This is a genomic window from Herbidospora mongoliensis (genome assembly GCF_001570545.1).
GTDB lineage: Bacteria > Actinomycetota > Actinomycetes > Streptosporangiales > Streptosporangiaceae > Herbidospora > Herbidospora mongoliensis.
Window position 1 is genome coordinate 151,423 of sequence record NZ_BBXD01000022.1, and the last position, 12,117, is coordinate 163,539.

General features: G+C 69.2%; 16 protein-coding genes. 10 read left to right on the top strand and 6 right to left on the bottom strand.

Features of this window, described 5'->3' with window-relative positions; all coding sequences use genetic code 11:
* Positions 1-44: 44 nt before the first annotated feature.
* The 4 genes from AW272_RS32585 to AW272_RS32600 all read right to left on the bottom strand — a co-directional run bounded on the left by AW272_RS32585 (position 45) and on the right by AW272_RS32600 (position 3,452).
* A complete protein-coding gene (locus tag AW272_RS32585) occupies positions 45-818 on the bottom strand; it encodes a protein phosphatase 2C domain-containing protein (protein ID WP_218011148.1) in 774 nt (257 codons plus the stop codon).
* Positions 819-885: 67 nt separating this feature from the next.
* Entirely contained in the window at positions 886-1,395 is a 510-nt protein-coding gene (locus AW272_RS32590) for a hypothetical protein (RefSeq protein ID WP_066373360.1), read from the bottom strand.
* Positions 1,396-1,528: 133 nt separating this feature from the next.
* A complete protein-coding gene (locus AW272_RS32595) occupies positions 1,529-2,113 on the bottom strand; it encodes a nicotinamidase (protein WP_066373362.1) in 585 nt (194 codons plus the stop codon).
* A gap of 61 nt (positions 2,114-2,174) precedes the next feature.
* On the bottom strand, positions 2,175-3,452 hold the full coding sequence (locus AW272_RS32600) for a nicotinate phosphoribosyltransferase (RefSeq protein ID WP_439649172.1): 1,278 nt from the start codon (positions 3,450-3,452) through the stop codon (positions 2,175-2,177).
* 57 nt (positions 3,453-3,509) lie between these two features.
* On the opposite strand from AW272_RS32600, the gene clpS reads away from it, so the two are divergent.
* The 5 genes from clpS to AW272_RS32625 all read left to right on the top strand — a co-directional run bounded on the left by clpS (position 3,510) and on the right by AW272_RS32625 (position 6,073).
* Positions 3,510-3,779, top strand: a complete 270-nt coding sequence (gene clpS, locus AW272_RS32605; RefSeq protein WP_174551878.1) for an ATP-dependent Clp protease adapter ClpS — start codon at positions 3,510-3,512, stop codon at positions 3,777-3,779.
* The gene (locus tag AW272_RS32610) at positions 3,779-4,306 is read left to right on the top strand and encodes a DUF2017 domain-containing protein (protein WP_066373369.1); all 528 of its coding nucleotides are present in this window, start codon (positions 3,779-3,781) and stop codon (positions 4,304-4,306) included. The genes clpS and AW272_RS32610 overlap by 1 nt, the downstream gene beginning before the upstream one ends.
* A 9-nt stretch (positions 4,307-4,315) precedes the next feature.
* A complete protein-coding gene (locus AW272_RS32615; protein ID WP_066373370.1) occupies positions 4,316-4,717 on the top strand; it encodes a M67 family metallopeptidase in 402 nt (133 codons plus the stop codon).
* A gap of 129 nt (positions 4,718-4,846) precedes the next feature.
* Positions 4,847-5,119 (top strand): MoaD/ThiS family protein, encoded by a 273-nt coding sequence (locus tag AW272_RS32620; RefSeq protein WP_066373371.1) that lies wholly within the window; start codon positions 4,847-4,849, stop codon positions 5,117-5,119.
* A 6-nt stretch (positions 5,120-5,125) separates the two neighbouring features.
* Positions 5,126-6,073 carry a PLP-dependent cysteine synthase family protein gene (locus tag AW272_RS32625; protein ID WP_066373373.1) on the top strand — a complete coding sequence of 316 codons (948 nt, stop codon included), beginning with the start codon at positions 5,126-5,128 and terminating at the stop codon, positions 6,071-6,073.
* A 72-nt stretch (positions 6,074-6,145) separates the two neighbouring features.
* Here the strand turns inward: AW272_RS32625 and AW272_RS32630 are convergent, their stop codons facing one another.
* Together AW272_RS32630 and AW272_RS32635 are read right to left on the bottom strand one after the other, a co-directional pair.
* Positions 6,146-7,816, bottom strand: a complete 1,671-nt coding sequence (locus AW272_RS32630) for a DUF3352 domain-containing protein (protein WP_066373375.1) — start codon at positions 7,814-7,816, stop codon at positions 6,146-6,148.
* Positions 7,817-7,899: 83 nt separating this feature from the next.
* Positions 7,900-8,232, bottom strand: a complete 333-nt coding sequence (locus tag AW272_RS32635; RefSeq protein ID WP_066373376.1) for a hypothetical protein — start codon at positions 8,230-8,232, stop codon at positions 7,900-7,902.
* Between the two features lie 87 nt (positions 8,233-8,319).
* Between AW272_RS32635 and AW272_RS32640 the strand changes: the two genes are divergently transcribed.
* The 5 genes from AW272_RS32640 (at position 8,320) to rdgB (ending at position 12,082) form a co-directional block, all read left to right on the top strand.
* Positions 8,320-9,114, top strand: coding sequence for a thioesterase family protein (locus tag AW272_RS32640; protein ID WP_066373620.1), 795 nt, complete (start codon positions 8,320-8,322; stop codon positions 9,112-9,114).
* Positions 9,115-9,181: 67 nt separating this feature from the next.
* A complete protein-coding gene (gene murI / locus AW272_RS32645) occupies positions 9,182-10,003 on the top strand; it encodes a glutamate racemase (protein ID WP_245657846.1) in 822 nt (273 codons plus the stop codon).
* Positions 10,000-10,752, top strand: coding sequence for an MBL fold metallo-hydrolase (locus AW272_RS32650; protein ID WP_066373378.1), 753 nt, complete (start codon positions 10,000-10,002; stop codon positions 10,750-10,752). The genes murI and AW272_RS32650 overlap by 4 nt, the downstream gene beginning before the upstream one ends.
* Before the next feature lie 5 nt (positions 10,753-10,757).
* Positions 10,758-11,477 (top strand): ribonuclease PH, encoded by a 720-nt coding sequence (gene rph, locus AW272_RS32655; RefSeq protein ID WP_083958952.1) that lies wholly within the window; start codon positions 10,758-10,760, stop codon positions 11,475-11,477.
* Positions 11,474-12,082, top strand: coding sequence for an RdgB/HAM1 family non-canonical purine NTP pyrophosphatase (gene rdgB, locus AW272_RS32660; RefSeq protein ID WP_066373381.1), 609 nt, complete (start codon positions 11,474-11,476; stop codon positions 12,080-12,082). Before rph ends, rdgB begins: the two co-directional genes overlap by 4 nt.
* Positions 12,083-12,117: the final 35 nt, after the last annotated feature.

Here is a 12,117-nt window from a genome sequence, read left to right on the forward strand (position 1 = left end):
CGGCCGTCGGTCGTCTGCCTTGTGGTGTGGCCCGCTCGTGGGCCTCAGGTGTCGCCGAGATCGGTGCACCAGGCGATCGTCGCGTCGTCCGGCGGCACTGAGTAGCGTGCCTCCGCCCGGCGGACTCGATCGATGATGTCGGCGGGTCCGCCCGATGCCAGTGCGGCCATGACTCCCGGCCAGTCGGTGAGCCCGAACCGGTCGACGATCCGGCCGGCTCCGTTGCTCATGAGAACGGCGGCTGACAGCTCCTCGGCCGGACACCGGCCGGTGATCGCTTCGTCGGCCGCCCTCGGGTCGTCCTTGGCCACCCAGAAGCCGCCCGGCCGGTTCCGGTTGGCGCGCAGGTCGCGGAGGATCCGGTGATACTCGTCGCTCCCCGGGACGGTGGCTTCCAGCATCGGCTGGTAGGTCCGGCCGATGACCACCTCGCGAGGATCCGTGACGACGATCGTCGCGCCGTCGACGCGGTCGAGCACGACCACCGAGTCGCCCAGAACCAGATGTTCGACGTAGCCGCCGGACCGGCGCACGATGGCCACGGCAGCCGACGGGCTGATGGGGTTCGTCACGTCGCACGTGTCCCGGTGAGCGTCCGTCACCAGCGTGATGGCCTCGGCGAGGATCGCCGGAAGGCTCCGCGGGAGTGACAACAGGCCGAGGAGGCCGCCACCCAGGCGATGGGCATACCAGGCGACCCCATGTCGGCAGGTCGATTCGGCGCCGGGGATGCCGGCGCCGTCGATCAGCACCGCCGCCGTCGGTGTGGCGCCGGTGAAGTCCTCGTTCACCCGACCGGCCCGCGCTGGGGCACTCACCATCGTCACGTTCAAGCCCTGGCCGCCTTTCTACGGGGTCAGGGCCTCGACGGTAACTCTCAGCGGGTCAGCCGTGCTTGATCGTCGGGATGCGTTTCCCGCTGCGGCCGTCGACCGCGACCCAAGGGTGTCTGGCCAGTTTGCGGGCCACGTCGACGAAGGCGGTGTGCCCGTCGATGTTGACCGGCACCACCGACGCCCGATGGTTGCCCACCAGGGCCCCCTCATGCACCCACACCCGCAGGCGGTTCCCGTGAGTGCCCAGGACCACGGCCGCCGTGTCGCACTCGCCGATGACGGCCGGCCAGAGGATGGTCACGTGAGTGCGGGACAGGCGCACCTCATCAGGGTGGGGAAGCCGCACCGGGCAGGACACGGCGGTCGGCGACGGAACAGGGCGGGGCGGCATCATCGCCGCCACGGGCGGCGGTTCGGGCCGGTGGTCGCCGGGGGCGAGGAAGATCGTCGCCCCTTCGAGAGCCAGCAGGGCCGCGACGGCGCCGAGGCGGTTACGGAGCGGCTGGCCGAGCCCGAAGAGCAGCCAGACGCAGACAGGCCCCAGCACCAACCACGACACACCAAGAGCAAGAGCAGACATGATCAGCCGCCGACCTAGACGATATTACGCTAGGTAAGCGTAGCCCTACGCTCGGCAATGGCAACTTGAAGCCGAGAACACCGCCCGCGATCGCATCAGAGGCGAGCCCGCGTCATTCCTCCGGGTCGTCGGCCACGATGGGGTGCCCCGTCAGCTTGACCCCCGCCGCAGCCATCTCCGTCAGCGCGACCTCGGTCGTGACCGGCATCACCCCGGCCGTCAGGTCGAGCAGCACCCGCACCTCGAACCCCTGCGCCCGCGCGTCGATCGCCGTGGCCCGCACGCAGTGGTCGGTGGCGATCCCCACCACGTCCACCCGCTCGACCCCACGCTCCCGCAGCCACGCCGCCAGCCCCACCCCATCGGACGAGTGGCCCTCGAAGCCGCTGTAGGCCCCCGAGTGGGCGCCCTTGCTGAAGATCTCCTGGATCGGCGCGGTGTCGAGGTTCTCGTGGAAGTCGGACCCGGAAGTCCCCACCACGCAATGGGCGGGCCAGGTCGTCATGAAGTCGGGGTCGAGGGCGAAATGGCTCCCGGGGTCCACGTGGTAGTCGCGGGTGGCCACGATGTGGTCGTAGTCACCGCGCGCGGCGTGCACGCTGATCGCGGCGGCGACACCCGCGCCGCCGGTCACGGCCAGGCTGCCGCCCTCGCAGAAGTCGTTCTGCACGTCGACGATCACAAGCGCGGTGGTCATGGCGTCCAATCTAGAAGATCGCGGGAGACCGGCGTCGTCCTCAGGCGCCGCTCTCCCGCGATCAGGAGAAAATACTAGGCACAGCCGGGTCTCCAGGGGAGAGGCTGTGGGCGATTTGCGGCAATTCAAGCATCGACTCGTGATGCCGGGCCCGCGCCTCGTCCAAGGACTCCCGCCCGACGATCTCGCCGTCGCGGACGAGGGAAGCCAGAAGGGGCCGCCCCAGGAAGTCGTCGGCCCGGTTGGAGATGACCTCTCCGGCCGCCACGCCCTCGACGAGGGAGCGGTAAGCCCACTTGCGGCCGCCCTTGCTCGGCTTGCCCACCGAGGTCTTGGCGACCGGCTTCATCGCACCGGAGGAGTCCTCGCGGTCGACCAGCTTGTAGACCAGGTTCGCCGTCGGCGCCCCCGAGCCCGTCACGAGCTTGGTGCCCACCCCGTAGCCGTCGACCGGGGCGACGGCGAGCGCGGCGATGGCGTATTCGTCGAGATCGCCCGTCACCACGATGCGGGTGCGGTCGGCGCCGAGGGAGTCGAGCTGCTGCCGCACCTCGAAGGCGACCACGCCCAGGTCGCCCGAGTCGATGCGGACCGCGCCGAGGTCGCCCCCAGCGAGCTTCACGGCCGTTCTGACCGCCTCCGGGACGGAATAGGTGTCCACCAGCAGGGTCGTCGACGCTCCCAGGGCGTCGATCTGGGTGCGGAAGGCGGCCTCCTCCGAGTCGTGGAGGAGGGTGAAGGCGTGGGCGCTGGTGCCGGCGGTGGGGACGCCGTACTCCAGACCGGCTTGAAGGTTCGAGGTGGTCGCGAAGCCGCACAGGTAGGCCACGCGGGCGGCCGCGACGGCCGAGCGCTCGTGGGTGCGGCGCGAGCCCATCTCGATCAGGGGACGATCTCCGGCCGCGTAGGCCATCCGGGAGGCCGCTGAGGCGATCGCGCAATCGTGGTTGAGGATCGACAGGATGACCGTCTCCAGGACCACCGCCTCGGCGAAGGTGCCCTCGACGACCATGATCGGGGAGCCGGGGTAGTAGGTCTCGCCTTCGCGATAGCCGTACACATTCCCGGAAAAACGGTAGTCGGCGAGGAAGGCCAGGGTCGGCGGGTCGACGACGCGTTCGAGGAATTCCAGCTCGGGCTCACCGAAGCGGAAGTGTTCGATAGCTTCAAGGACACGGCCGGTTCCTGCGACGACACCGTAGCGGCGGCCCGCGGGGAGACGGCGGGCGAAGACCTCGAACACCGCGCGACGATGGGCGGTGCCGCCGGACAGCGCCGCCCGCAACATGGTCAACTCATACATGTCTGTTAGCAAGGCCGAGCTCATGGACGTTTGCACGAGTCGAGAGTACGACCGCGGTGAGGCAGGATTGGAGATGTGGGTAGCACCGCTCCGATGGAGGTCGAGCGTCCGATAGCGGACGTTCGTCCAGATTTGCCGTGGGTGACCATCGTCTGGAACGACCCGGTCAACCTCATGTCCTATGTCACCTATGTCTTTCAGAACGTCTTCGGCTACGCCCGGGAGAAGGCCGAGAAGCTGATGCTCGACGTTCACCAGAAGGGCCGGGCCGTCGTGTCCAGTGGCACGCGGGAGGAGATGGAGCGCGACGTCCAGACCCTCCACTCCTATGGCCTCTGGGCCACCCTGCAGAAAGACGGCTGATGGGTCACGGTTTCAAGGCGACACGTGCGGGCGTCGCGGTCTACCTCGACGCGGCCGAGGCCAACGTGCTCAGGTCGCTGGTGGCCTCGATGGTGCTCGACGTGGTCCAGCCGGGGGAGACCGGCGACGACCCGCTGGAGCGCGCGCTGCGCATCGGCCCGGCCACCGAGCCGACCGATCCGGTGCTGGCCCGGCTGTTCCCCTCGGCCTACGCCGACGACGACGCCGCCTCGACCGAGTTCCGCCGCTACACCGAGGGCGATCTCCGCGACGCCAAACGCACCGACGCGCTCACGCTGATCGAGACCGCCGCCGGCGGCGAGGTCGTGCTGACCACCGAGCAGGCCCAGTCCTGGTTGCGTGCCCTCAACGACCTTCGACTGGTCTTGGGTGTACGTCTTGAGGTCACCGAGGAGATCCATCAGGAGATCGCCGACATGGGCGACGACGACCCTCGTTACCCCGCCTTCGTCACCTACGACTGGCTGACCTACCTGCAGGACACCCTCGTTCAGGCCCTTTGGTAGGTTCGCGGCATGCTGACGATCTCCCGCGAGCTGGTCGACCAGATCATCGCCCATGCCACGGCAGACCATCCCGACGAGGCGTGCGGCGTGATCGCCGGGCGTGCCGGGGTGCCCGAGCGGTTCGTCCCGATGGAGAACGCCGAGCGGTCTCCCACGTTCTACCGGTTCGACTCGATGGAGCAGTTCCGCGTCTGGCGTGACATGGACGACAACGACGAAGAGCCCGTCGTGATCTACCACTCCCACACGGCGACCGAGGCCTACCCGTCGCGCACCGACGTGTCCTACGCCTCCGAGCCCTTCGCGCACTACGTGCTCTACTCCACCGCGCTCACCCAGTTCCGGTCGTTCCGGATCGTCGACGGGGTGGTCGAGGAGGAGGACGTGAAGATCCTGGAACCAGGCGCATAAAATGGGTGACATGTCCCTGGGCGTGCAACCGTGCCTCTTCGCGCACTCTCCTTCCGTCGTGGTCTACGACTGTCGCTGATCTCGCCTCCCCGTAAACCACAGACCTTTTCCCGAAGAGAGAGAACACCAATGGCCATCGAGGTCCGCATCCCGACCATCCTGCGCACCTACACCGACGGCGCCAAGGCCGTCGACGCCTCCGGCGCCACGCTCGAAGAGCTGATCGGCGACCTGGAAGTGCGCCACCCCGGGATCAAGGCCCGGATCGTCGACGACGGCAAGCTGCGCCGGTTCGTCAACATCTACCTGAACGACGAGGACGTCCGCTTCCTCGGCGGTCTCGGCACCCCGATCTCCGACGGCGACACGGTCACCGTGCTGCCCGCCGTCGCCGGTGGCTGATCAGAGATGCGTTTCGACTCACTGATCGAGTCGGTCGGCCGCACCCCGCTCGTCGGGCTGCCCCGGCTGTCGCCGTCGGCCGACGTGCGGATCTGGGCCAAGCTCGAAGACCGCAACCCGACCGGCTCGATCAAGGACCGGCCCGCCCTGTGGATGATCGAGCAGGCCGAGAAGGAGGGGCTGCTCAGCCCCGGCTGCACGATCCTCGAACCGACCTCCGGCAACACCGGCATCTCGCTGGCGATGTCGGCCCGGCTCAAGGGCTACAAGCTGATCTGCGTCATGCCCGAGAACACCTCCGAGGAGCGCCGCCAGCTCCTGCGCATGTACGGCGCCGAGATCATCTCGTCTCCGGCGGCGGGCGGCTCCAACGAGGCGGTCCGGGTGGCCAAGGGCCTGGCTGCCGAGCACCCCGACTGGATCATGCTCTACCAGTACGGGAACCCGGCCAACTGGCGGTCCCACTACGAGTCGACCGGCCCCGAGATCTTGGACGATCTCCCGACGGTCACCCACTTCGTCGCGGGCCTGGGCACCACCGGCACCCTCATGGGCGTCGGCCGGTTCCTGCGGGAGCACAAGCCCGACGTGAAGATCGTGGCCGCCGAGCCCCGTTACGGCGAGCTCGTCTACGGCCTGCGCAACGTCGACGAGGGCTTCATCCCGGAGATCTACGACGAGGCGGTGCTGACCACCCGCTACTCGGTGACCTCGGCCGACGCCCTGAGCAGGACGCGTGAGCTGCTGGCCGCCGAGGGCATCTTCGCCGGCATCTCCACCGGCTGTGCCCTGCACGCCGCCATCGGCATGGCCCGCAAGGCCGTCGCCGACGGCGAGCCGGCCGACATCGTGTTCGTGGTCGCCGACGGCGGCTGGAAGTACCTGTCGACCGGCGCCTACGAGGGCACCCTCGTCGAGGCGGAAGACCGTCTTGACGGGCAGCTCTGGGCGTAGAAGACGGGCGTAGAAGACAGAAAGAGAAGGGCCCCGCCTCCCTGAGAGTTGAGGCGGGGCCCTTCCTATTTACTAATTGAACAGCACGCGGAGAGAGAAGTTGCCCTCGCTCCCCTGGTAGCCGCCGCTGAGGCCGACGGCCGACAGCTGCTGCAGGTTCGTCTTGTCCTGGTCGGACATGCCCTGGAGGTACAGGTTCTCGACCTTGTCGAGGTCGACGAAGGCGGCGAACGTGGCCGCGTCGGCGTTCGGGACGGCGTTCTGGAAGGTCTCGCTGTCCTTCAGCGCGCCGGCGGAGGCGAGCTTGTCGGCGTAGCCCTGGTTGGTGGCCACGACGAGCTTGCCGTCGCCGGGGGCCTTGGCGAGCTGGAACTGCTGGCCGCTGGCGGCCAGGCCCTGCTCGATCTTGGTCAGGATCGCCCCCGCCTTGTCCGGGTCGGTGGACAGTACAGCGCCGATGTTCGGCAGGTCGGCGTCCAGGCCCTCGGAGTCGATCGCGAGGGTGAGGCCGTCGCCCAGGAGCGTGAACAGGTCGTCGGGGATGGCCAGGCCGAACTGCTGCTGAGCCTGGGTGACGAACTGGCTGAAGGCGCCCTGTCCGGCGGCGTCCGCGCTCTCGGTGACGGTGTTCCACTGGGCCTTCAGGGCCTGGCCGATGCCGGAGACCGCGATCGCGCCGGCGGTGGTGTCGGGCAGGTCGCCGATGGCCACCGGCTTGGCGTCGGCCACCTTGCTGTCGATGCCGCGGGTGATGCCGGCCAGTTCGACGTAGGAGCCGTCGAAGCGCAGGGCGCCGGCGAAGCGGCCGTTCCCGATCTGCGCGAGCGCCGCCTGGCTGGTCGCGCTGGCGGCGCCGCCGAGCTTGGCGATCCCGGCCAGGTCGGCCCAGAAGGACAGCACGCCCGGCTCGCCGAGGGCATCCATGTCGTTGGTGAAGTTCGCCGCCTCGGCCAGGGTGGGGCCGGTGGCGTACTTGTCGGCCTCTTCCTGGGTGGTGGACACGATGGCGTAGTCGCCGCGGATGGCGACACCGGTCTTGGTGTCCGAACCGGCGTCGAGCTTGGCGATGCCGGCGCGGGCCGCGTCCGCGTCCTTCACCTGGATCGCGAGGGCGAAGCCGGGCTGCGTGGCGTCCTTGCCGGGCATGAGCGCGAAGCCGATGCGGTCGCCGAGCCACGGCTCGATGTCGGCCGCGTAGTCGATCTTCTCGAAGTTCGGGTTGTCCGTCGAGATGGCCTTGAAGAAGGCCTCACGCGGGTCGTCACCGGAGAAGGCGTCCTTGGTGACGGTGAACTTGCGGGCGATGTTGAACAGCGCCAGCTTCTGGTTGGCGGCCGGGTCGAGGTCGATCCGGGCGTAGGCGAGGGCGCCGGCCGGGAGCGCCTCGGAAGGCTGCGAGCCGCCACCGCTCAGGGTGGAGAACGCCCACACTCCACCGCCGCCGACGAGGCCGACGACCACGGCCGCGATCACGGCGATGATGATGCCCTTGGGGCTGCGGCGCTTCTCGACCGGCGCGTGCACCACGGGGGGCAGGTCGTAGCCCAGTTCCTCGGGCTGACGCCACTGGCCCTGCTGCGGCGGAGGGGTGAACATCTGCTGAGTGCCGCCGAAGTCCATCCGGGTTGGCTGCTCTGCGTACGGCTGCGGCTGCGGTTGGGGCTGCGGCGAGCGGTAGTTGATGGTCCGGTCCGGGTCTCCGTTGGTGTCGAACGGGAAACCGGGGGGGTTCTCGGCAGGCATGGGTTCAACTCGCAAAGTGGGGTGATCTCCGACGAGTTTGAAAGTATGCCGTGCCGGTAGCGAACGACTTGCAGCCTTCTTGACTATTGACGTTTAAGTTCCTCTCGTGGCTCTTTGAGGTGAACTTCACCGGTATCGCTGGTTTCGACCAGGTCCCAGGGGACGATCAGGCTGCGGGCGTACAGGAGCCGGGTGAGCTGCTGGAGCGTGCCGTTGACCCGGCCGCCGGCGTCGCGGTGGACGCCGAGCAGGAACTGCGAGCGGGTGGCCGACACGACGAGTCCGGCCGTCTCGGGCTCGGTGCCCCTCTTGAACGGGTTGCGGTTACCGGTGATCATGCGTACGTCCACTACGTGGCCGACCCACACCCCGCGGACGTCCCATACGCACTGGCCGATCAGTTCCCGTCCCGTCATGGCCGGTGAATGCCCGGATCTCCCTGTACGGACGGCTATGGCCCGGTCAAGATACAGTGTTCCAGAACAACATTCGGGAGGGTGTGGGTGAGCGGTTTCGGGGAGGCGACCCGGGCGGTCCGGGTCGGCGAGGGCGTCTACGACGTGTGCCTCGACGAGGGCTACTCGATCGGTGGCCCGCTGAACGGCGGATATCTGATGGCCGTGCTGCTGCGGGCGGCGGTCGACGCCTCGCCGCACGAGCATCCGGTCTCGACGAGCGCCCAGTTCCTGAGAGCGGGCCGTCCGGGCCCGGCGCGGGTGCGGGTCGAACAGGTGAAGACCGGCAAGACCACGACGATCAGCCGGGCGTCTCTCGTCTCAGATGACGGACCGTTGCTTGAGACATTGGTCACCACCGCGACCCTCGACCCCCACGCCGAGCCGGTCTACACGGCCGGTCCGGCGGCCGAGATGCCGCCCCATGACGAGTGCCTGCCGCTGCCCGAGCCGAAGCCCGAGTCGGGCATGACCCTCAACGGCCAGATGGAGCTGCTGTTCGACCCGCCCACCGTCGGCTGGCTGGGCGGCGAGCCGACCGGCCGCCCCGAGTCGCGCGCCTACTTCCGGCTGCGGCACGGCCAGGAGCCCGACCCCTTCGTGCTCGCCCTCGCCGTCGACGCGCTGCCGCCCGTGGTGTTCAGCGCGGGCCTGCGCGGCTGGGCCCCGACGGTCGAACTGACCTGGCACCTGCGCGCGCTGCCGGCCCCCGGCTGGCTCACCGTGCTCGCCTCCGGACGGCTGATCGGCGACGGCTGGTTCGACGAGGAGGCCGAGGTCTGGGACTCCCGTGGACGGCTCGTCGCGCAGTCTCGGCAGCTCGCGAGGGTCGGACGCGGCTGATCACACGACCGGCGAGTGTGCTCGGTGTCACGGGGACGTGCCGCATGATCGGCCATAAGCTGACCCCGTGGTGGAGAGTTATGGTCAGGGGTCCATCGGGATCTTCGACAGCGGGTTCGGGGGGCTGACCGTAGCCCGCGCGATCATCGATCAGCTGCCGAACGAGCCGGTCTTCTACGTCGCCGACACGGCACGTCAGCCGTACGGCCCCAAGCGCATCGCCGAAGTCCGGTCCTACGCCCTCGAACTGCTCGACCATCTGGTGTCCCACGACGTCAAGATGCTCGTGATCGCGTGCAACACCGCCAGCGCGGCGGTGCTGCGCGACGCGCGGGAGCGCTACCGGGTGCCGGTCGTCGAGGTCATCCAGCCGGCCACCCGGAGGGCCGCCTCGGCGACCCGCAACGGGAAGGTCGGGGTGATCGGCACCCAGGCCACCATCGCCTCGATGGCCTATCAAGACGCCTTCGCCGCCGCGCCCCACGTGGAGCTCTTCGGGGTCGCGGCGCCGCGCCTGGTCGACTTCGTGGAGCGCGGCGAGACCGAGAGCGAGGCCGTCATCGAGGCGGTGCGCGAATACCTGACGCCGATCCTCGACGCCGGCTGCGACACCCTGATCCTCGGCTGCACGCACTATCCGCTGCTGCTCGGCGCGATCTCCTACGTCGCCGGAGACGGCGTGACACTCGTGTCGAGCGCCGAGGAGACCGCCAAAGACGTCTTCCGGGTGCTGCGCGACCGGGGGCTGGTGCGCGCCTCGGGCGTGCCCGCCCACCGGTTCGGCACCACCGGCGACACGCTGCTGTTCGAGACCCTCGGACGGCGCTTCCTCGGACCGGAGCTCCAGGCCGTCGAGATGGCCGCACCCGCATTCGGAGAGACGGTATGAAACTGACCATCGTCGGCTGCTCCGGCAGCTTCCCCGGCCCGTCCGGCCCCTCGTCGTGCTACCTGTTCGAGGCCGACGGCTTCCGGCTGCTCGTCGACTTCGGCAACGGCTCGCTCGGCGCCCTCCAGCGCCACGTCAGCCCGTTCGAGGTCGACGCGATCTGCCTGTCGCACCTGCACGCCGACCACTGCCTCGACATGTGCGGCTACCACGTGGTCCGCAGCTACGGCCCCGGCGCTCCCTACCCCAGGCTTCCCGTGTACGCCCCGTCGATGGCCGCCCCGCGGTTGAACGCCGCCTACGGGATGCCCCACGAGCCCAAGATGGAGAACGCCTTCGATTTCACGGCGTTGTCGCCGGGCACTTACGACATCGGCCCCTTCCAGGTCACCGCCGCCCTGATGAACCACCCCGTCGAGACCTACGGCTTCCGCGTCGCGCACAACGGGCGGTCGGTCACTTACTCGGCCGACACCGCCGAGTGCGACGAGCTCATCGGCCTGGCCGCCGACACCGACCTGCTGCTCTGCGAGGCCTCGTTCCTCGACGAACCCGGCAACCCACCCGGCCTGCACCTCACCGGCCGTCAGGCGGCCGAGCACGCCGCCAAGGCCGGAGCGGGGAAGCTCGTCCTCACCCACCTGGTCCCCTGGCACGACGAGCGCCGCGTGCGCGCGGACGCCGACCGGGGCGGCTACTCGGGCGAGATCGAGTTGGCCCGATCCGGTGCGGTCTATGACCTAGGCTGAAACCCATGGCTCGCACTGATGGACGTACGCCCGACCAGCTCCGGCCGGTGACGATCACACGGAACTGGCTCGACCACGCCGAAGGGTCGGTCCTGGTCGAATTCGGCGGCACGAAGGTCCTGTGCGCCGCCTCCGTCGAGTCGGGGGTGCCGCGCTGGCGCAAGGGCAGCGGTCTCGGCTGGGTCACCGCCGAATACGCCATGCTCCCGCGTGCCACCAACACCCGCGGTGAGCGCGAGTCGGTGCGCGGCAAGATCGGCGGCCGGACCCATGAGATCTCCCGCCTGATCGGCCGGTCCCTGCGGGCCTGCGTCGACTACAAGGCGCTCGGCGAGAACTCGATCGTGCTCGACTGCGACGTCCTGCAGGCCGACGGCGGCACCCGCACCGCCGCCATCACCGGCGCCTACGTCGCGCTGGCCGACGCCGTCGCCTGGATGCGCAAGAAGCGCATGTGCCCCGGCGACCCGCTGGTCGACTCGGTCGCCGCCGTCTCGGTCGGCATCGTCGGCACCACCCCGCTGCTCGACCTCTGCTACGTCGAAGACGTCAAGGCCGAGACCGACATGAACGTCGTGATGACCGGCAAGGGCTCCTTCGTCGAGGTGCAGGGCACCGCCGAGGGCGCGCCGTTCGACCGCGACGTGCTCAACGAACTGCTCGACCTGGCCACCCTCGGTTGCATCGAGCTGACCGACCTCCAGAAGGCCGCCCTCGCGTCATGACCAAGCTCCTCCTCGCCACCCGCAACCAGGGCAAGATCGTCGAGCTGCGCCGCATCCTCGAAGAGGCCGCGCTGCCGATCGAGCTCGTCGGGCTGGAGACCTTCCCCGAGATCGGCGACGTCGCCGAGACCGGCCTCACCTTCGCCGAGAACGCGCTGCTCAAGGCCCACACCGTGGCTCAGCAGAGCGGGCTGCCGTGCATCGCCGACGACTCCGGGCTCTGCGTCGACGCCCTCAACGGGATGCCGGGCATCTTCTCGGCCCGCTGGTCGGGCGGCCACGGCGACGACAAGGCCAACCTCGATCTGCTGCTGGCCCAGATCAACGACGTGCCCGACGACCGCCGCCAGGCCCACTTCGCCTGCGTGGCGGCGCTGGCCCTGCCGTCGGGCGAGGAGCGCGTCGTCGAGGGCATCATGCACGGCCACGTGATCCGGGCGCCCCGGGGCACGATGGGGTTCGGCTACGACCCCATCTTCGTCGCCGACGGCGAGACGCGGACGACCGCCGAGATGTCCGCTGCGGAGAAGGACGCCATCTCCCATCGCGGGATCTCGATGCGGGGGATGGTGCCGGTTCTCGCCGAGGTGTTCTCCACTTCGTAAGAACTTGGGGCTCCCGTGAGAACCGGGCGTTCATA